Origin of the sequence: Glutamicibacter sp., from assembly GCF_035257265.1 — a bacterium.
In the GTDB taxonomy this organism is placed as follows: domain Bacteria; phylum Actinomycetota; class Actinomycetes; order Actinomycetales; family Micrococcaceae; genus Glutamicibacter.
In genome coordinates, this window is the sequence record NZ_DATEXC010000032.1 from 60,285 (window position 1) to 79,683 (window position 19,399).

17 protein-coding genes are annotated in these 19,399 nt (G+C 54.9%); 5 read left to right on the top strand and 12 right to left on the bottom strand.

Going from position 1 to position 19,399, the window contains the following annotated elements:
* Nucleotides 1–133: 133 nt before the first annotated feature.
* Nucleotides 134–877 (top strand): DUF4191 domain-containing protein, encoded by a 744-nt coding sequence (locus VJ369_RS07900; protein WP_096257108.1) that lies wholly within the window; start codon nucleotides 134–136, stop codon nucleotides 875–877.
* 71 nt (nucleotides 878–948) lie between these two features.
* Here the strand turns inward: VJ369_RS07900 and VJ369_RS07905 are convergent, their stop codons facing one another.
* A complete protein-coding gene (locus tag VJ369_RS07905) occupies nucleotides 949–1,386 on the bottom strand; it encodes an RDD family protein (protein ID WP_324091538.1) in 438 nt (145 codons plus the stop codon).
* A gap of 239 nt (nucleotides 1,387–1,625) precedes the next feature.
* On the opposite strand from VJ369_RS07905, the gene glnA (VJ369_RS07910) reads away from it, so the two are divergent.
* Together glnA (VJ369_RS07910) and VJ369_RS07915 are read left to right on the top strand one after the other, a co-directional pair.
* Entirely contained in the window at nucleotides 1,626–3,050 is a 1,425-nt protein-coding gene (gene glnA, locus VJ369_RS07910) for a type I glutamate--ammonia ligase (RefSeq protein WP_324091539.1), read from the top strand.
* Between the two features lie 127 nt (nucleotides 3,051–3,177).
* Nucleotides 3,178–3,546, top strand: a complete 369-nt coding sequence (locus VJ369_RS07915) for a hypothetical protein (RefSeq protein ID WP_324091540.1) — start codon at nucleotides 3,178–3,180, stop codon at nucleotides 3,544–3,546.
* Here the strand turns inward: VJ369_RS07915 and VJ369_RS07920 are convergent.
* The 4 genes from VJ369_RS07920 to glnA (VJ369_RS07935) all read right to left on the bottom strand — a co-directional run bounded on the left by VJ369_RS07920 (nucleotide 3,543) and on the right by glnA (VJ369_RS07935) (nucleotide 9,064).
* A complete protein-coding gene (locus tag VJ369_RS07920) occupies nucleotides 3,543–4,055 on the bottom strand; it encodes a nucleoside deaminase (protein ID WP_324091541.1) in 513 nt (170 codons plus the stop codon). The two genes, VJ369_RS07915 and VJ369_RS07920, sit on opposite strands and share 4 nt — an antisense overlap.
* A 76-nt stretch (nucleotides 4,056–4,131) precedes the next feature.
* A complete protein-coding gene (locus VJ369_RS07925; protein ID WP_324091542.1) occupies nucleotides 4,132–4,638 on the bottom strand; it encodes a DUF1990 domain-containing protein in 507 nt (168 codons plus the stop codon).
* An 8-nt stretch (nucleotides 4,639–4,646) separates the two neighbouring features.
* Nucleotides 4,647–7,673 carry a bifunctional [glutamine synthetase] adenylyltransferase/[glutamine synthetase]-adenylyl-L-tyrosine phosphorylase gene (locus VJ369_RS07930; RefSeq protein ID WP_324091543.1) on the bottom strand — a complete coding sequence of 1,009 codons (3,027 nt, stop codon included), beginning with the start codon at nucleotides 7,671–7,673 and terminating at the stop codon, nucleotides 4,647–4,649.
* Nucleotides 7,674–7,723: 50 nt separating this feature from the next.
* Nucleotides 7,724–9,064: a type I glutamate--ammonia ligase gene (gene glnA, locus VJ369_RS07935; RefSeq protein WP_105673525.1), complete on the bottom strand. Its 1,341-nt coding sequence runs from the start codon at nucleotides 9,062–9,064 to the stop codon at nucleotides 7,724–7,726.
* Between the two features lie 136 nt (nucleotides 9,065–9,200).
* Here glnA (VJ369_RS07935) and panB point away from each other — a divergent pair, with 136 nt between their 5' ends.
* Nucleotides 9,201–10,037 carry a 3-methyl-2-oxobutanoate hydroxymethyltransferase gene (panB, locus tag VJ369_RS07940; RefSeq protein WP_324091544.1) on the top strand — a complete coding sequence of 279 codons (837 nt, stop codon included), beginning with the start codon at nucleotides 9,201–9,203 and terminating at the stop codon, nucleotides 10,035–10,037.
* Nucleotides 10,038–10,101: 64 nt separating this feature from the next.
* On the opposite strand, the gene VJ369_RS07945 is transcribed toward panB, so the two are convergent.
* Complete coding sequence (locus VJ369_RS07945) at nucleotides 10,102–10,296, bottom strand: SPOR domain-containing protein (RefSeq protein WP_229677107.1); 195 nt, start codon at nucleotides 10,294–10,296, stop codon at nucleotides 10,102–10,104.
* Between the two features lie 112 nt (nucleotides 10,297–10,408).
* On the opposite strand from VJ369_RS07945, the gene map reads away from it, so the two are divergent.
* Nucleotides 10,409–11,284 carry a type I methionyl aminopeptidase gene (gene map, locus VJ369_RS07950; protein WP_324091545.1) on the top strand — a complete coding sequence of 292 codons (876 nt, stop codon included), beginning with the start codon at nucleotides 10,409–10,411 and terminating at the stop codon, nucleotides 11,282–11,284.
* A gap of 103 nt (nucleotides 11,285–11,387) precedes the next feature.
* Here map and nrdR read toward each other — a convergent pair whose 3' ends face one another.
* The 6 genes from nrdR to VJ369_RS07980 all read right to left on the bottom strand — a co-directional run bounded on the left by nrdR (nucleotide 11,388) and on the right by VJ369_RS07980 (nucleotide 19,397).
* Nucleotides 11,388–11,876, bottom strand: a complete 489-nt coding sequence (nrdR, locus tag VJ369_RS07955; protein ID WP_324091546.1) for a transcriptional regulator NrdR — start codon at nucleotides 11,874–11,876, stop codon at nucleotides 11,388–11,390.
* Between the two features lie 85 nt (nucleotides 11,877–11,961).
* Nucleotides 11,962–13,314: a histidinol dehydrogenase gene (hisD, locus tag VJ369_RS07960; protein WP_324091547.1), complete on the bottom strand. Its 1,353-nt coding sequence runs from the start codon at nucleotides 13,312–13,314 to the stop codon at nucleotides 11,962–11,964.
* Nucleotides 13,315–13,387: 73 nt separating this feature from the next.
* Complete coding sequence (gene dnaE, locus VJ369_RS07965; protein WP_324091548.1) at nucleotides 13,388–16,951, bottom strand: DNA polymerase III subunit alpha; 3,564 nt, start codon at nucleotides 16,949–16,951, stop codon at nucleotides 13,388–13,390.
* A gap of 83 nt (nucleotides 16,952–17,034) precedes the next feature.
* Nucleotides 17,035–17,982, bottom strand: coding sequence for an RluA family pseudouridine synthase (locus VJ369_RS07970; RefSeq protein ID WP_324091549.1), 948 nt, complete (start codon nucleotides 17,980–17,982; stop codon nucleotides 17,035–17,037).
* A complete protein-coding gene (lspA, locus tag VJ369_RS07975) occupies nucleotides 17,979–18,551 on the bottom strand; it encodes a signal peptidase II (RefSeq protein WP_324091550.1) in 573 nt (190 codons plus the stop codon). The genes VJ369_RS07970 and lspA overlap by 4 nt, the downstream gene beginning before the upstream one ends.
* Nucleotides 18,552–18,659: 108 nt before the next feature.
* Entirely contained in the window at nucleotides 18,660–19,397 is a 738-nt protein-coding gene (locus tag VJ369_RS07980; protein ID WP_324091551.1) for a DivIVA domain-containing protein, read from the bottom strand.
* Nucleotides 19,398–19,399 lie beyond the last annotated feature (2 nt).

Below are 19,399 nucleotides of genomic sequence, written 5' to 3' on the forward strand. Positions count from 1 at the left end.
CGGACCCAACAGCCGTAAAAGCGGTCGTTGGGTCCGACGCTTTGTCGCGTACAGTGCCAAAAACCAAGTAAATTCTCTAGTAAAGAGTCCTGCAGAAAAATAAGCCAGTTAGATCGCGTAGAATTGAAGCACTATGGCCAAAAACTCCGATAACGATGCGGCCGCGCAGCAGAAGCGTGGTTTGTTTTCGCGTAAACCCAAAGCTGAAAAACAAAATAAAGAGCCCGGTCGCCTAAAGCAAATGGGCCAGGTCTTCCAGATGACCCGCCGTAATGACCCGATGGTCGTTTGGTGGATGCTACTGGCATTCCTTGGTGTCATTGTTGTAGGTCTGATCATCGGCATTCTGATCCAGAACTGGATCACCTTGCTGATTATCGCGATCCCGCTCGGCTTACTTGCAGCCCTGTTCATTCTGTCCCGACGGGCCGAGAAAGCTGCGTTCGCGCAGCTTATAGGTCGTCCAGGCGCCGCCGGAGCAGCAATGAGCGTGCTACGTCGAGGCTGGATTTTGAAGGATGAGCCAGTAGCGTTTAACCGTCACCAGGACCTAGTGTTCTTGGCAGTTGGACGCCCAGGCGTCGTACTTGTTACCGAAGGCCCAACCAACCGCGTTCGTGATTTGGTAACTTCCGAGCGTAAGCGTATTTCTCGCGTGCTGCCAAACGTTCCGATCCATGTGATCAACGCCGGCCAGAGCGAAGACCAGACTGATCTGGTCGACGTGAGCAAGAAGATGAAGAAGCTCCCTAAATCGATTACCAAACTGGAAATCAGCGCAGTTGATAAGCGACTGACTACCTTGACCGCGAACCGCTTGCCGATCCCTAAGGGCATCGACCCGAATCGTGCACGACCTAACCGTCGCGCTCGCTAATCTCGGTCAAAAGAAAAACCGCACTAGAATTTCTAGTGCGGTTTTTCTGTGTCTGGACTACATCAAATTCTTTAGCGGATATTCACCAGAACGCTCTTGGCGGCTCGATCGTGGAATCCGCGCTGGTCTGCGTCAGAGAAGAACACTGGAATAACCAGACACAGCAGGACCGATCGAATCACTCCGGCCAGCGGTTTCACCGCCGTTCCGTCCATCGACTGCACCTGAAGCCCGAAGGTACGATGCCCAATACTATGACCGGTGAAACCTACGGCAATCATTTGCCCTACGAGGAAGAGTAACAAGGTCGCCAGGTCTCTAAAATCAAATAGCCACCAGCTGAGCAACATGCACAGTCCCCAGTCTAGGCAGAGCGCGCCGACTCTGCGGGGGAAGCGCCCAATCGATCCGGCGCCCTTTTCAGGACGGCCTAATCGTTGCCCCGGCCATTCTTGGGATTTTAATTGCGGGGGGCCTTCAAGCCACGAGCTAAAGTCTTTACGTTCCACATACCCAGTGTATCGGGGGCAACTGTGTGAATCTCATCAGTTTGTTACGAGTCACATTGCAACTCTGACGGGGAACGACGCGCCCAAACGATTCCTATGTAACGTGGCCGAAACAATCGAGACACCAATGTGAAACGGATTCTAGGTAAGATTACTAGGTAAGCAAGAGAACCGGTCACATTCACTTGTGTGATCGTTCCGTTTACCAAACCAATATCTCAACAGGGAGTAACCTGCACATGTTTACCAGTCCAGAAGAAGTCTTGGCCTACATTGCCGAGGAAGAAGTCAAGTTCCTCGACGTCCGCTTCACCGATCTACCAGGCGTTCAGCAGCACTTCAACGTCCCGGCAAAATCCGTGGACGCAGACTTCTTCGTCAACGGTCAGCTCTTTGACGGTTCCTCCATCCGCGGTTTCTCTGGAGTCTCCGACTCCGATATGCAGCTAATCCCGGATGTCACCACCGGCTTCGTTGATCCGTTCCGCATCGAGAAGACCTTGGCCTTCAACTTCTCCATCATCAACCCGCACACCGGTGAGCCCTACCACCGCGACCCGCGTGGCGTTGCAGAGCGAGCCGAAGCATACCTAGAGTCAACCGGCATCGCGGACACCGCGTTCTTCGCACCAGAAGCTGAATTCTTCATCTTTGAAGATGTCCGCTACGAATCCACCCCACAGGGTGCCTTCTACAAGATCGACTCTGACGAAGCTCCTTGGAACACCGGCCGCAAGGAAGAGGGCGGCAACCAGGGTTACAAGACTCCTTACAAGGGTGGCTACTTCCCAGTCTCACCAACCGATAAGCAAGCAGACCTGCGCGACGCGATCTGCGTCGAGTTGGACAATGTTGGACTCGAAGTTGAGCGCAGCCACCACGAGGTCGGCGCTGCCGGTCAGGCTGAAATCAACTACAAGTTCAACACCATGGTTCACGCAGCTGACGAACTAATGCTCTTCAAGTACGTAGTGAAGAACGTGGCCGATGCATGGGGCAAGTCCGCTACCTTCATGCCTAAGCCAGTCTTTGGCGACAACGGCTCGGGCATGCACGTGCACCAGTCATTGTGGGCCAATGGCGATCCACTGTTCTACGACGAGAAGGGCTATGCCGGACTTTCCGATACCGCTCGTTGGTACATCGGCGGCCTGCTGAAGCACGCTTCTGCAGTGTTGGCTTTCACCAACCCAACGGTGAACTCCTACCGTCGCTTGGTCAAGGGCTACGAAGCACCGGTGAATATGGTTTACTCGCAGGGCAACCGCTCCGCAGGTATCCGTATCCCAGTGACCGGCTCAAACCCTAAGGCAAAGCGTATTGAGTTCCGTGCGCCTGATGCATCCTCGAACCCATACTTGGCCTTTGCAGCACAGCTCATGGCTGGCTTGGACGGCATCAAGAACCGCATCGAGCCTTCGGACCCAATCGACAAGGATCTCTACGAGCTTCCTGCCGAGGAAGCCAAGGACATCCAGCGCGCTCCTGAGAGCCTAGAAGAAGCATTGAAAGCTCTAGAAGCCGACTATGAGTTCTTGCTCGAAGGCGGCGTATTCACCGAGGATCTGGTCCGCACCTGGGTCGAGTACAAGCGTGAAAACGAAATCAAGCCACTGAGCCTGCGCCCGAACCCATACGAGTTCGAGCTCTACTACGGTTGCTAATTCTTCACACCTGCTAGCTAACCGCTAGCAGAAAGGCCTGTCCCCCTGGGGACAGGCCTTTCTGCGTTACTGCATCCAATAGCCCTAAGACTTACCGGATGAAGCTTTTCTGACATAGCGTGGAGTCATGGACATCAGTACATGGCTAACGGTCAAACGCGACGACAACGAAATCGTCGGCTACCTAGAGCCCCTGGACGCAGCCTACGACAAGGTGCGCCCTCGCTCAGTCCTTGGCCACCCGGTAGTCGATGCATGCGACTACATGGACGGCGAAGAGCTGCTTTTAGAGCGAGGGATTGGCGAGCTTGCCGACCACTGGACATTGCATGCTGAGGACCACCGTGGTCAGGTGCCATTGGCCATACTTGAGGTCTCAGCTAATGGCATCGTGGTCGCCGACGCGTTACTGACCAAGGCGTTGGCGCCCACCGAGCGAATTATCGTGCCATGGCCGGATGTCGAGTCAAGGCTTATCCCATGCCGGGGTGCTTAATAGCGGGTTTTTTCTTCCATGACGGTCCATTCGGAGAAGACCTCCGCGGCCTCATCAAGGGGAAGATGCGTGAAGGGGATAAGCCGCTCCCCCATTGGCTTGTCGAGCTCTGTATAGATCAGCTCGTCATCAAAGCCGATGCCCGCGGCGTCAACCCGCGTATTGGCGTAGTAGACGTGCCGAAAACGCGACCAGTAAATTGCGCCCAGACACATCGGGCAAGGCTCGCAACTTGTGTAGAGTTCGCAATCTGAAAGATCAAAGGTGGCCAGTTTGGTGCCGGCGTTACGTATCGCGACAACCTCGGCATGAGCGGTAGGATCATTGGTTCCAGTCACCTGGTTGGTGCCCGTAGCGATGACTTCGCCGGCCCTGACAACCACTGCGCCGAAAGGGCCGCCCTGATTTGCTTGCATCCCGCGACGTGACATTGCCACGGCTTCGCGCATGAATCGCTCGTCCATTTCTTCTACCGTTCCATACTCTGTTGCAGGAATAATATTCGGCACTCAGCTGTCCCTGATGCCTGACGCCAGTCTAGGCAAAATCTCTGTTAAACGGGGAATCTCGTTGATGAGTTATTTACTAGCTTTTGAGCTTCAACGCACGAAAGTACCGCCACCGAGCCACGACTTGCGCTACACGTAACAACGGATACAGCACTCGCCACGGCATAGCCGAAGAAGGTTTGGTCAATGACCTGATGGTGAGGAAAATATTTTCATCACGGCGTTCTAGAATAAATGCTTCTTCCCCGCGGACCGGATGCCCTGGAAGCGTTTGATAGGCAAAACCCACACGATATTCGGTGTTCACTACGGCTACCACCCGAACCGGTTCAAGTACCGTCATCCCTAAGGCGTGCACGCTGATTGCCGGTTCTTGTCCGGGTACCACTGGTACGGCGGGAGTGACCCTAAAACCACTGCGCGTTTTGATTCCCCAGCTCAGCAATTGAGCAGTGGCCCACCGCCATTGATCAACACCCTGGCCAATGTAGCGGCTCTTTTCCCAACATGCATAATCATCCGAGTTTGGTGACCAGCCCTTGTTGGACGGGTCGGTCAACGTCGTTTCGTATTGCTTCTTCAAGGGCGGACCTAGTCTTCGAAACCATAGAAAAGTTGTTCAAAAATCGCCCGGGAATGTCTCGTAGCTCGCAGATAATCTTCTTCCAGAGCAGGTCCCTGATTTGCTTCGTAGCCACACCAACGCGCTACTGCCTCCATATCGCGGGCGGACCGGGGAAGCACATCGCTAGAGCGTCCCGAAGTGATGATCTCTGCACTGCGAATACGAGTAGCCATTGACCAGGTGTAGTCCAAAAGTTCGGCATCTTCTTCGCTGATTAGTTCGAGCCCAGCCATCGCATCAAGTGCTTTGCGCGTTGCTGGTGTGCGCAATGAGGTATGTTTCCAGGCGTACTGAAGCTGGTAAAACTGCACCAACCACTCGATGTCGGATAGCGATCCTCGGCCAAGTTTAAGATGCCGGTTAGGATCCGCTCCGCGTGGCAGCCTTTCGGACTCCACACGTGCTTTGATCTTACGGATATCTTTCATCTCAGACTCGTCAAGTCCCTTACCGTAACGAACTGGCTCAATAAGTTTAATGAAGTCTTCGGCAAGCTGAGCGTCACCGGCGAAAGGACGGGCACGCTGTAACGCCTGCCGTTCCCAAATTTCCACCCAGCGCTCGTAGTACTTTGCGTACCCGTCAAGGGAACGAACAAGCATCCCGGCTCGACCTTCGGGGCGTAGGTCCGAATCAACTTTAAGCTTTACTTCGGCCGGGATCGCTGGCTTCAGCGGTTTCACGCACCAGGAAATCAGCTCCGTGACCACTCGCAGTGCCTGCTCCTGCGATTCTTGTGCACTCGCGTCGGGCAAAGGCCGCTGGACAAAGAGCACGTCAGCGTCCGAACCATAACCGATTTCTGCACCGCCTTGGCGCCCCATGGCAATCACCGTAATCACCGCATGCTCGCCATGCTTTTGTTGATCAGCATGGAGCAAGACCTTCAGCACACCATCGATCATATTTCCGTCGATATTCGAAAGCGCTTCTCCAACTTGCGAGACATTCAACAGTCCAGCTCCGTCAGCAAGAGCTACCCGCAAAAACTCGCGTCGGCGTACCAGCCGAATTTGTCGGATAGCCGCTTCTGGCTGCTTAGTCCGATGAATGATAGAGGCGTTTTGCTGTTGTAGGCTCTGATAGGACTGCGGTATCAAGGCTGCGTTTGAACCCAGCCACGCGGCCGCAGCTGGCTCATTAGCCAACAGATCGGTGAGGAAACGAGTGTTGGACAGCAGATGGCTCAGCCGTTCGGCGGCCGCGTTGGTATCACGTAGCATCCCTAAGAACCAGGGAGATTTGCCCAGAGCCTCACTCAATCGGCGAAACCCCAGTAGCCCGGCATCCGGATCTACACCGTGAGCGAACCAATCCAGCAGCACTGGCAACAGCTGTCGCTGCAGGGAAGAACGGCGCGATACTCCCCCAGTGAGCGCTTCGATATGGCGCATTGCAGCCTTCGGATCCAAATAGCCCAACGCTCGCAACCGTGCCTGAGCAGACTCTGGAGTCAACCGAACGTGATCTGCAGAGAGGTTTGAGCTCGTGACCAGCAGCGGCCGGTAGAAAATACGCTCGTGAAGGGAACGGACCAAACGTTTGGTCTCATTCCAGCGGCGTAGCAACCGCTCGGGGTTGGTGGCTTGCAAGTCGCCGACCCCGCGCACTGCACGGGCCAGCACGCGCTGGGCGCCCTCAACGCGTGGCATCAGGTGGGTTCGGCGAAGCTGGCTCAACTGGATACGGTGCTCCAGCAGACGCAAATACCGGTAGGACTCATCAAAGTTTTTGGCGTCTTCACGACTGATATAGCCGGTTTCGCTCATGGCGCGAATCGCTAGCGTGGTCGTCGGCACCTGAATGGACGGTTCAACTCGTCCGTGGACCAGCTGCAGTAACTGCACCGTGAATTCCACATCTCGTAGCCCACCTGGACCGAGCTTAATTTGCCAAGGAACTTCTTCCTTGTCGATATGATCTGTCACCCGGCGGCGCATCGCTTGAACGGATTCCACAAAACCTTCGCGTTCCGAACTTGACCAAACCATGGGTGAGACCATGCGCTCATAGGAGCGGCCCAGGTCGGTATCTCCGGCGATGGCACGTGCTTTGAGCAAGGCTTGGAATTCCCAAGAATGTGCCCAGCGTTTGTAATATGCCTCGTGCGACGACAAGGTCCGCGTCAGCGCACCGTCCTTACCCTCGGGACGAAGATTTGCGTCAACTTCCCAAAGCATCGGTTCCGGCCCCGGAGTCATGATGGCCCGTGCTGTGTTGCCACAAAGAACTGTGGCAATGGCCGCCGCCAGATCCTCATCTACGTTAGGAGTGCTTCCATGCACGTAAATGACATCAACGTCTGAAATATAGTTCAGCTCCCGGGCGCCGCACTTACCCATGCCAATAATGGAAAGCTTGACGCAGTCAACGTCTTCCGGACTGTATTGCTCGGAGGCTTCTGCGCGGGCGATCGCCAAGGCGCCTTCAAGCACTGCGCCGGCCATATCTGCCAGTTCTGCGGCAACCAACGGAAGAATTTCTTGCGGGTCCGCAGCTCCAAGATCACGGTATGCCAAGGACAGCAGGGCCTTGCGATAACTTGCACGAAGTTTTTGCCGCGCATCAGCACCGATACTGGAGGAAATCCAATGATTATTGGCTGTTCGGGTTGCCCCGACAGACTCCAGCATCGCGCTACGCATAGTTTCCAAGCTGACCGGTTTAAAGGTTCTGCTCGGAGCCTCACGCACAATCTCCAATGCTTCGGGACACCGGATGAGAAACTCTCCCAAAGCCGAAGAACCACCTAGCAAGCGGACCAATGCGAGACAAATCTCAGGCTCGCGAAAAATACTTGCGGCTTCCGGATGACGGTCCACCAAACGCAAGGCCAGCAACAGTGCTTGGTCTGGGTCCGGCGCATGCGCCATCATCCTCACAATTAGCACTGGGTCAATTTGCGCTAGTTCCTCTGATTCAAGGAATTTCTTTGCGCGTTCGGTATCGCTGAAGCCAGCGTTAATCAGTGCACGTGAGGATACTTCTGCCATGTTTTTCGTGTGTCTCCTGCTGCCGCCACTAGGTGAGCGTGACGTGCGTCTTAGAGGATTCCCAAATATTTGTTGAGCTCATAAGGGGTAATTACCTGACGGTACTCTTCCCACTCTGCTCGCTTATTCGCTAGGAATGAGTTGAAGACTTGTTCGCCAAGTACCTCGGCCATGAATTCGGATTCTTCCATCGCTTTCAGCGCGTCATGCAAGGTACCAGGCAGCGGAACGTGGCCCGAAGCGCGCCGTTCGGCGGTGGACAATGCCCACACGTCATCTTCGGTTGGTTCCTCTAGCTCGTAATTCTCGCGGATCCCCTTCAGCCCGGCGCCAAGCAATGTTGCATACGCCAGGTAAGGATTCGCTGCCGAATCAATACCGCGGTACTCCACTCGTGCGCTTTGGCCTTTACCCGGCTTATACAGTGGCACACGGACCAGAGCTGAACGGTTGTTATGACCCCAAGAACGGTAACTTGGAGCTTCGCCGCCGCCCCAAAGCCGTTTATAGGAATTGACGAACTGGTTCGTGATTGCCGTCATTTCCGGCGCATGGTGCAAAATTCCCGCGATAAACGATCGGGCGACATCAGATAGTTGGTACTCACGGCCGGCTTCAAAGAACGCATTTGAGTCGCCTTCGAAGAGCGAAAAATGAGTGTGCATGCCACTGCCCGGCTGATCCGAAAACGGCTTGGGCATGAAGGTTGCATGAATGCCCTTCTGCATCGCCATTTCCTTGATCACCGTACGGAAGGTCATGATGTTATCCGCGGTCTGTAAAGCGTCCGCGTAGCGCAAATCAATTTCGTTCTGGCCAGGACCGGTCTCATGGTGGGAGAACTCCACCGAGATTCCCAAAGCTTCCAGGGTCGTGACCGACGCGCGACGGAAATCTTGCCCAACTCCGTCGGGTACATGATCAAAATAGCCGCCGTTATCAATGGGCTGCGGGCGTCCCTGTGCGTCGAGTTTGCTGCTTTCCAGCAGGTAGAACTCGATCTCTGGATGTGTGTAGCAGGTGAATCCCATATCAGCGGCTTCGGTCAGCTGACGCTTGAGCACTTGACGTGGATCCGCGTTAGAGGGCTGGCCTTCGGGGGTGAGGATGTCGCAGAACATGCGGCTGGTGGGTTCTACTTCACCACGCCACGGCAAGATCTGGAAAGTCGCGGGATCCGGTTGCAGCAGCATGTCCGATTCGGAGATGCGCGACAGCCCATCGATCGAAGAGCCGTCAAAGCCCAGTCCCTCTTCAAAAGCGTCTTCGACTTCTGCCGGAGCCAGTGCCACAGACTTCAAGGAACCGACCACGTCGGTAAACCACATACGCACAAATCGAACGTCTCGTTCTTCAATGGTGCGCAGCACGAATTCTTGCTGACGATCCATAATTCACCGCCTTATAAAAATCTTTTATTCCCGCGCTGATCACGGCGGGGAGTTAAACAACTTGTTGCAAGACTATACGTTTTAAGCCCCGATCTCGCCCCCGCATCGCAGGGTGTAAGTGCGATAAGGTTTTTCTATGCCACAACCATATCTTTCTGACCCCGACAAAGGCCCATCACGCATTCGGGTTCACCATTTACAGCAGGCTAAAGAACGCGGCGAAAAGTTTGCCATGTTAACTGCATATGACGTCATGATGGCGGAAATTTTCGACCAAGCCGGGATCGAAATTCTGCTTGTCGGTGATTCAGCGGCGAATACCGTGATCGGCTACGATTCGACCCTGCCAATTACCGTGGACGAGATGATCGTCTTCACCAAGGCAGTTTCAAACGGTACCACGCGTGCTTTGGTTGTCGCAGATCTTCCTTTCGGCTCGTATGAGCAGTCTGCACAACAGGCTGTGGCCACTGCTGTGCGGCTGATGAAAGAAGGTGGCGCGCAGGCGGTGAAGATTGAAGGCGGCCAAGAATTCGCTGAACACGTCCGTGCCATGGTGCTAGCTGGCGTGCCAGTAATTGGACATATCGGCTTCACCCCGCAGTCTGAACATGCCTTGGGAGGGTACCGGATCCAAGGTCGTGGCGATGCCGCCGAAAGCATGATCGCCGACGCCAAAGCTCTAGAGCATGCAGGTGCATTCACCATCCTTATGGAAATGGTTCCGAGCCCTGTTGCAGCGAAGGTCGATGAAGCACTGACGGTACCAACCATTGGTATTGGTGCGGGTAACGCGACCACCGGTCAGGTATTGGTATGGCAGGATATGCTGGGCTTAGGAGCGAACCGCACGCCACGTTTTGTCAAAAAATTTACTGATCTTCGTTCGGTGATTTCCTCGGCGGTAAGCCAATATCATCAGGAAGTCGTCAGCGGTTCTTTCCCATCTGCCGACTACGAATTCAAAGAATAAGTCGCTTCGCGCTTAAACGAAGAACCCGCGTATGGGAATACTCCCCTACGCGGGTTCTGCATATTTAGGCTTCTTCTTCGTCCTCGGCATCCCACGCTTCGTTACGAGCCTGCACCTTGCTCATCGCGTTGCGTGCTGCCTCTTCAGTATCGTAGGGGCCTAAAAGTTTCGTCCAATCGGACTGTGGACCCTTCTCAATACTTCCCGTTGATACGTTGTACCAATACTTGCCTTCTTCTGAAATGGAAGTTTCGCTCACCGTAAGCTCCTCGGGTCGTTGGATCTTGATGACTCAACGCTAGCTCAATCTCACGCAGTTCGGTTGATCTTCAAAGCGTATGTTGTGCTCATTGCGTAGTTAGAATGTTTATATGGCTACTGTCGCAACTGCACCTCTTGGAACCTTGACTCCCGGCACAATCTTTCCCGAACTGAGTGTCCCGGCCGATATTGAACGCCCCGAATACGTGGGCAAGGCGGCCCCTGCAGAAAATACTGCCTCAGAGGTGAAAAGCCCCGAAGTTATAGAAAGAATACGTATTGCTTCGCGCATTGCCGCTCAGGCATTGGCCGAAGTGGGCAAAGCCTGCCAACCCGGAATAACCACCGATGAGCTTGACCGGCTAGGACACGAGTTCCTGATGGACCACAAGGCTTATCCTTCCACCCTGGGATACCGCGGTTTCCCGAAGTCTTTATGCTCATCACTGAATGAAGTTATTTGCCACGGCATCCCAGACAGCACCGTGGTCCAAGATGGCGACATTATCAATATTGATATCACCGCCTACATTGGTGGAGTGCATGGGGACAACAACGCAACATTCCTCGTCGGGGACGTTGATGAAGAGTCCCGGTTACTCGTTGAACGTACCGAAATGTCGCTGAAACGTGCCATTAAATCGGTCATGCCCGGCCGAGAAATTAATGTCATCGGGCGCATTATTGAAAGCTATGCCAAGCGTTTCGGCTACGGCGTGGTCCGCGATTTCACCGGACATGGTGTCGGTGAGGCTTTCCATTCCGGCCTGATCATTCCGCATTATGATGCGGCGCCCGCCTATAACACCATTATCGAACCCGGCATGGTGTTCACAATCGAACCGATGCTCACCTTGGGCACCACCGAATGGGATATGTGGGAAGACGATTGGACGGTAACCACCCGCGATAAAAAGCGCACCGCACAATTCGAACACACGCTGTTGGTGACCAACGACGGGGCTGAGATCCTCACACTCCCATAATCGCGTAGCACCGAAACATCGTCAAACAGCACAGGCCAGGTATCCACCCGCAAGGTTGAGACCTGGCCTGCGCTATATCTGCCACCATGACTGGCGGGTCAGGTTAGTTTGCTGTCAGTGGGCGTTGGTTGCCCTGTGGCGTGCTGGAACGGCGATCACGCAACTTCGCCATCGCAGTTTCAAAATCGGCAAGCGACTGGAAATTGTGATAAACGCTGGCAAATCTCAGGTAAGCAACCTCGTCCAGACGAGACAACGGCTCAAGGATGGCCAGGCCGACCTGATGCGCGGGAATTTCCGCTGCACCTGAAGTGCGGACAGTTTCCTCAACTTCTTGGGCAAGGATGGCCAGATCGTGATCAGTGACTGGCCGCCCTTGGCATGCCTTACGCACGCCGTTGATGACCTTGTGGCGCGAGAAAGGTTCAACTGCACCAGACTGCTTCAACACGTTCAACGCAGCAGTTTCAGTGGTGGTAAAACGACGCGAGCATTCGGTGCACTGACGACGACGTCGAATGGATACGCCATCATCGGCGACTCGACTATCGACCACACGCGAATCAGCGTTGCGGCAATAAGGGCAATTCATGACACCTCCAACTTTTTGCGATCGTGGTGCTAACCTACGCCGTCGGCGTACAGAAATTCACACACGTCACCTAACAGTTTAGCGTCTAATGGGCTTGGCGCACCGCGACCGCGTCACCGTGTGCTGGAAGGTCCTCGGCGTTGGCAAGATTGATCACGTGAGCGGCCACCTCAGCAAGCGCCTGCTTGTCGTAGTTGATCACCTGGATGGCTTTGAGGAACGTGTTCACGTTCAGCCCTGACGCGTGCAGTGCGGTACCGCTGGTTGGCAGCACGTGGTTTGAGCCTGCGCAATAGTCCCCGAGGGACACCGGAGCAAATTCTCCGACAAAAATCGCGCCTGCAGCATTAATCTGCGTTGCCACCTCGTCGGCGTTGACAGTCAGTACTTCCAAGTGCTCAGCCGCGTAAGCATTACACACTGCGACACCCTGGACGAGGTCATCAACCAAGATGATTGCGGACTGCGCACCAGACAGGGCCTGCTGGACGCGTTCGGTGTGTTTTGTGGCTGCTACCTGCGTGACGAGTTCGGCGCGCACAGCGGTGGCGAGAGCCGGTGAATCGGTCACCAGCACGGCCGCCGCATTAGCATCATGTTCGGCTTGTGAGATCATATCTGCCGCGACGAATGATGCGTTGGCAGTTTCATCGGCCAAAATCGCAATTTCAGTGGGCCCAGCCTCCGCGTCGATACCGACCACGCCTTTTACCAGACGCTTCGCGGTGGCCACAAAAACATTGCCTGGACCTGAAATAACGTCCACCGGTTCAATATCTCCACGCTGGTCGTTGGGCACCTGCACACCGTAGGCAAACGCTGCCACGGCCTGGGCACCGCCCATTGCGTGTACCTCGGTAATTCCCAACAGCTTCGCGGCAGCCAGGATCGTAGGGTGTGGCAGTCCGCCAAAGTCCGCCTGCGGTGGGCTTGCCAGCGCAAGCGAGGTGACCCCTGCAGCCTGTGCCGGAACGGTGTTCATGATGACCGAGGAAGGGTACACTGCCAATCCGCCCGGGACATAAAGACCAACACGTCGCACCGGAACCCAGCGCTGCGTCACGGTTCCGCCATGGCCATATTCGACGGTGGCGTCCTGAGGCAGCTGGGCTTGAGCAAAGGCGCGTGCGCGCTTGATGGACTCTTCTAATGCCAAGCGAACCTGCGGATCAAGCTCGTTCAAGGCTCGGTCTAATTCAGCTTGTGGGACCCGGGTATGTTCCAGTTCAACCTTGTCGAACCGCTTGGCGAGGTCTTTGAGCGTCTCCATGCCATGTTCACGCACGTCATTAATGATTTGCTGGACAACCTCTGCGGCCGTCTGCGAATTCATTTCAGGTCGAGGCAACTCTGCTTTGAGCTGAGCACGGTTGAGTTTCGCTCCACGCCAATCGATGGTCGCGAGTTCGGAAAAATCGGTATCTGGGTTTAAGGTCACCACCCCAGTTTAACGTGTAAGACCGGATTGGGTTCCCATAAGTTACCCCATCCGGTCATACGTCGTGCGATTGCTACACGTCCAGACAGGCCGGGCCGAGCAGTACCTTCAAATCTCCGAAAAGGGCCGGGTTCGGATTGACCCTGAAATTCATGCCTAGCCGCATCAACGAGGTGCCACGGCTTCCGCTGAGCTTTACCCGCACCTCGGTGTTTCCACTATGGGTGCGAAGCACATCTCCGAGTTTCTGGATCAGCGTCTCGGTGGCTTTATGCGTTGGTATACCAATAACCACCGGTCCGGTTCCTGAGGTATCAGAAAGCTCGGGGATCATCATCTCTTGGGCGTTAAGTGTGATCGATCCATCGTCGCGGCGCTGTACCCGTCCCTTGATCACGACAATCAAGTCATCGGCGAGAATCTCGGCGATTGGCTGGTAGGCCTGACCGAAGAACATCACTTCCATGGAACCGGAAAGGTCCTCAATTTCGCTGCGTGCGTAGGGGTTGCCAGATTTTTTGGCAATACGCCGCTGCAGACCGCTGATCATGCCGGCTATCGAAATAACATGCCCGTCGGCTGGTCCTTCATCGGATAACACGCTCGTCACCGGCATATCCGCGTACTGGTCAAGAGCGGAGCCCAAACCTTGGAGCGGGTGGTCCGAGACGTAGAGACCGAGCATATCCCGTTCATAGGCAAGCTTTTCCTTTTTCTCCCAGTCGGGAAGATCAGGGATTGCTACCGTCATCGCATCTGAAACTTCGGAGGTGTCCAGCGCGCTGAACAGATCAAACTGGTTCGCAGCTTCGTTACGCTTAAGCTGAATGACCGAGTCGACGGCTTCTTCGTGAATGGCCACCAGGGCACGGCGCGGGTGCTTCAAGGAGTCGAAGGCACCGGCCTTGATTAAGGATTCAATAGTGCGCTTGTTACATACCACTGCAGGGACTTTGCTCAAGAAGTCGCTGAAGTCCCGGTACGCGCCCTTTTCGGTGCGCGCTTCAACCATGCCGGCCACCGCGTTAGCACCGACGTTACGGATAGCGCCCATGCCGAAGCGGATGTCTTTACCCACAGGGGTGAAGTTCAGCGCTGATTCATTAACATCCGGGGGAAGCACGGTGATGCCGATGTGCCGGCATTCGTTCAGGTACAGCGCAAGCTTGTCCTTGTCATCGCCCACCGAGGTGAGCAATGCGGCCATGTATTCGGCCGGGTAGTGCGCCTTAAGGTATGCGGTCCAGTAGGACACCACCCCGTAAGCAGCTGAGTGGGCTTTGTTGAACGCGTAGTCGGAGAACGGCAGCAGAATATCCCACAGGGTTTTCACCGCTGCGTCTGAATAACCATTGTCGTTCATACCCTGTTTGAAGCCGGCGAACTGCTTATCCAGTTCTGACTTCTTCTTTTTACCCATGGCACGGCGCAGAATATCTGCTTGGCCCAGCGAGTAGCCAGCCAGCTTCTGCGCGATCGCCATAACCTGCTCCTGATACACAATCAGGCCGTAGGTACCGCCGAGAATGTCGGCTAGTGGTTCTTCAAGTTCTGGGTGGATCGGGGTGACTTCCTGCAACCCGGTTTTACGCAGCGCATAGTTGGTATGCGAGTTAGCGCCCATGGGGCCCGGCCGGTACAAGGCGATCACAGCGGAGATATCTTCGAAGTTATCCGGGCGCATCATTTTCAGCAGTGAGCGCATTGGGCCACCATCGAGCTGGAACACACCAAGGGTGTCACCACGTGCCAGCAGGTTATAGGCTTCGGTGTCTTCGAGCGTCAGTACCTCGAGGTCTAGTTCATCGCCCGTGTTATACGTGATGTTTTCTAACGCATCGGAAATGATGGTGAGGTTGCGCAACCCCAAGAAGTCCATCTTGATCAAACCCAAACCTTCACAGGTAGGGTAATCAAACTGGGTAATAACCTGGCCGTCTTGGATACGACGCATGATCGGGATGACGTCGATGATCGGATCCGAGCTCATGATCACGCCGGCGGCGTGAACGCCCCACTGACGCTTCAGCCCTTCAATGCCCTTGGCCGTTTCGAAAACCCGCGCGGCTTCTGGGTCGTTGGCCACCAGATTACGGAAATCTCCGGCCTCTGAATAACGCTTTGAATCTGGGTTATCAATATCGTTCAGCGGGATATCTTTGGCCATCACTGCCGGTGGCAGTGCCTTGGTCAAGGTCTCACCCATGCTAAATGGGTAGCCCAGCACACGCGAGGAATCCTTCAAGGCCTGCTTGGTCTTGATGGAACCATAGGTGACAATCATAGAAACGCGTTCGTCGCCATACTTTTCGGTCACATATTTGATGACTTCCGAGCGGCGCCTATCATCGAAGTCCACGTCGAAGTCGGGCATGGACACACGTTCCGGGTTCAGGAAACGCTCAAAGATCAACCCGTGCACCAAAGGATCCAGGTCGGTAATACGCATCGCGTAGGCAACCATGGAACCGGCACCGGAACCACGTCCTGGACCGACTCGGATGCCATTGCTCTTTGACCAGTTAATAAAGTCGGCGACGACTAGGAAGTAGCCGGGGAATCCCATGTTGATGATGACATCAAGCTCGTAGTCGGCCTGTCTACGTGAGTCTTCAGGGACGCCATCGGGGTACCTGTAGTGCAGTCCCTTATCGACTTCTTTAATGAGCCAGCTGGTTTCATCTTCTCCCGGCGGGCAAGGGAACTTGGGCATGTAGTTCGCGTTGGTGTCGAAAGAAAGATCAACACGGTCAGCGATTTCAAGGGTGTTGTCACACGCTTCCGGGTGTTCTTTGAACAACTCGCGCATTTCGCGTGCACTCTTGAGGTAATAGCCGGAGCCAGAGAATGCGAAACGGCTGCCGCCCTGGTCGTAGGTCGGTTCGTCGAGGGTGGAACCGGAGTTGATGGCCAGTAGCGCCTCATGGGCCTTCGAATCGGCTTCATGGGTGTAGTGAAGATCGTTGGTGGCAACGAGCGGAATGTCTAGTTCTCGGGCCAGGCGCAGAAGATCCTTGGTGATTCTACGTTCAATCTCTAGACCGTGGTCCATGATCTCGCAGAAATAATTTTCTTTTCCGAATAAGTCTTGAAGTTCGGCTGCCGCTGCCTTGGCCGCATCGTACTGGCCTAGACGTAGCTTGGTTTGGACTTCACCTGAGGGACAACCGGTGGTGGCGATCAGGCCTTCGGAGTGTTCGTTGAGCAGTTCCCGGTCCCAGCGCGGGTATTTGCCAAAAACTGAGTCTAGAGATGCTCGGGAGGATCCTTTAAAGAGGTTATCCATGCCCTTGTTGTTGTAAGACAGCAAGGTCATATGGTTATACAGGCCACCACCGGAGACATCGTCACCCTTTTGAGATTCGTCGGTGCGCCACTTCACACGAGTCTTATCGTTTCTCGCCGTGCCAGGAGTTACATAGGCTTCTACGCCGATGATTGGTTTTACTCCGGCGTCGGTAGCCCTCTTCCAGAAGTCGAAGGCACCAAAAAGGTATCCATGGTCGGTAATCGCCATGGCTTCCATGCCTTGTCGGTTAGCTTCTTCAAAAAGCTCCGAAAGCCGGGCCGCCCCGTCCAACATGGAGTATTCGGTATGGGTATGCAGATGGACAAAACCGTCACGTGTCGCGCTCACTGAACCAGTCTAACGATTTACGCCACGAATATCGTCCACCTGCCACCGGCTGTGGGAGCTCTCATAGCCGGTGGGCCAATAGACTAGTAGCTACCTTCGCGCAACAGTTCTAGCGCACCGGCGAGGTCATGAGGGTATTCGCTTTCATATTCAACCCAATCTCCGGTGACGGGGTGGCTAAATCCCAATCGTTTGGCGTGCAGCCACTGGCGCGTCAACCCTAATGCGGCACCGAGGTTCGGATCTGCCCCATAGGTCTGGTCACCCACACAAGGGTGTCCAAAGGCGGAGAAGTGCACACGAATCTGATGGGTGCGCCCGGTTTCCAGATGCACTTCTACCAAACTTGCTCGGCCAAAGGCTTCGAGCATCTCGTAGTGCGTGATGGAGTCGCGTCCACCTTCGAGGACCGCGAATTTCCAGTCATGGCCTGGGTGCCGGCCGATCGGTGCATCAATGGTGCCTTCAAGAGGATCAGGCAGTCCTTGAACTACCGCATGGTAAATCTTTTTGGGGGTCCGTTCCTTGAAGGCGCGCTTCAACCCCGTATAGGCACGTTCTGATTTGGCTACCACCATGAGACCGCTGGTTCCCACATCGAGGCGGTGAACAATGCCCTGACGCTCGGCAGCGCCGGAGGTCGAGATATTGTAGCCTTCAGCCATGAGTGCACCCACGACGGTAGGCCCGACCCATCCAGGCGAAGGATGCGCGGCGACACCGACCGGCTTATCGATGACAACGTAGTCGTCTTCGTCGGCAATGATCTTCAAATCTTCCACGGCAATTACTCTAATTTCTAGTGGGTCGGACTGCGGTGGAATACTCACATGCAACGCATCGCCGGCTCGAACCTTCAGCGGCTTGGTCACCACGCGTCCATTAACTTCAACCATGGAGTCTTTGAACAGCGTCTTCGCCAAAATTCTAGGGATCTCCAACGCCTTGGCAAGATACGAATCCAGCCGTTGACCGGCATCCTCTTCAGCCACGAGGAGATCATGGATCTGAGTTCCCTCAGTAGTGCTCATGCAGTGGGCTCCGTCTTCTCATCGTCAGCGTCAGCCTTGTTGTTCTTGGGTGGATCACCGATGGTTCCATCGAGGTTGCGTCCGCGTATCAGCATCAGCGCCACCACGATCATCGAACAAACGATAAATGAGTCTGCGACGTTGAAAATTGCGAAGTGCTGGACTGAGAACATGTCGACAACGTGACCGAAGCCAAAGGCTGGTTCGCGGAACAACCGGTCGGTCAAATTGCCTAGTACTCCCCCAAGCAATGAACCTAAGACGATCGCCCAGCCGCGTGTGCCCACTTTACGTATCAGCAGATAAATCACGTATACGGCTACCGCAGCCTGCAAAATGGCGAATATGATCGTGAAATCTTCGCCGATGGAAAAGGCTGCGCCAGGGTTGAGAATGTAGTGGATATCCAAGAAATTCGGAATCACTTGAATTGATTCGCCGAGTTTCATTGTTCTCTCAACGAGAATCTTGACGGCTTGATCCAGAAGTAGCGCGACTAAGGCGATGATCAGGCCAAGACCTGCGAAGCGCTTAGCCGCGGCAGTATTCCTAGATGGTGAAGCACTCACACTGTTACCCATTAATTCCCTTTAAACAACAACGGTGGTGCCGGATCAATCCGAGCACCACCGTTAATTGTACTGATATTTAGTTCAAGCCATCAAACCCGGTAAGGATTAGTTGGTCTTCCCTGCGTTATCAATGGATCCCTGCGACTCAAGGTCACGGAGCTGTCCTTCGATGTAAGTCTTCAGACGTGCACGGTAGTCACGCTCGAAGCCGCGAAGCTGCTCAAGCTTGCGCTCAAGTACCGACTTCTGCTGCTCCAGTGCAGAGAGAGTCTTGCGGCTCTTCTCTTCTGCGGTGGTAACCAGCGAGTTTGCCTCGGTTTTAGCTTCCGAGATAATCTTGTCGCGCTGCTCAACACCGGAGGCGACGTATTCATCGTGCAGACGCTGTGCCATGGCAAGCACGTTAGCTGCGGATTCTGCGGACTCGGTGCGAGGGGCAGCAGCAGGAACAGCGTTGGCTCCAGGAGCCGCGTCCTTCTTGTCCTCGACCTTAGCTGCAGCAACCTGAGCTTCGGTCTTCTTGACCTCAGCGGCTGGAGCAGCAACTGGAGTCTCGACCTTCTTAGGCTCTTCGGTCTTGGTTTCGACCTTCTTTTCTTCAGCTGGCTTAGCAGCTGGAGCGGCGGCAACTGGAGCAGGAACTGACTGTTCCTTGGCCGAGACGTTTGTGTCTCCACCCTGCCCTGCCAAGCGGCGGCGCAACTCTTCGTTCTCACCGGTCAGGCGACGTAATTCCACAACGATCTCGTCGAGGAAGTCATCTACCTCGTCTTGGTCGTAGCCTTCTCGGAACTTGGTCGGCTGAAACCGCTTATTGACTACGTCTTCTGGCGTCAAAGCCATTG

Coding starts and splice junctions, on each gene's coding strand:
- VJ369_RS07900 (WP_096257108.1), top strand. CDS start 134: ATGGCCAAAAACTCCGATAACGATGCGGCCGCGCAGCAGAAGCGTGGT.
- glnA (WP_324091539.1), top strand. CDS start 1,626: ATGTTTACCAGTCCAGAAGAAGTCTTGGCCTACATTGCCGAGGAAGAA.
- VJ369_RS07915 (WP_324091540.1), top strand. CDS start 3,178: ATGGACATCAGTACATGGCTAACGGTCAAACGCGACGACAACGAAATC.
- VJ369_RS07930 (WP_324091543.1), bottom strand. CDS start 7,673: ATGGCAGAAGTATCCTCACGTGCACTGATTAACGCTGGCTTCAGCGAT.
- glnA (WP_105673525.1), bottom strand. CDS start 9,064: ATGGATCGTCAGCAAGAATTCGTGCTGCGCACCATTGAAGAACGAGAC.
- panB (WP_324091544.1), top strand. CDS start 9,201: ATGCCACAACCATATCTTTCTGACCCCGACAAAGGCCCATCACGCATT.
- map (WP_324091545.1), top strand. CDS start 10,409: ATGGCTACTGTCGCAACTGCACCTCTTGGAACCTTGACTCCCGGCACA.
- nrdR (WP_324091546.1), bottom strand. CDS start 11,876: ATGAATTGCCCTTATTGCCGCAACGCTGATTCGCGTGTGGTCGATAGT.
- VJ369_RS07970 (WP_324091549.1), bottom strand. CDS start 17,982: ATGAGCACTACTGAGGGAACTCAGATCCATGATCTCCTCGTGGCTGAA.
- VJ369_RS07980 (WP_324091551.1), bottom strand. CDS start 19,397: ATGGCTTTGACGCCAGAAGACGTAGTCAATAAGCGGTTTCAGCCGACC.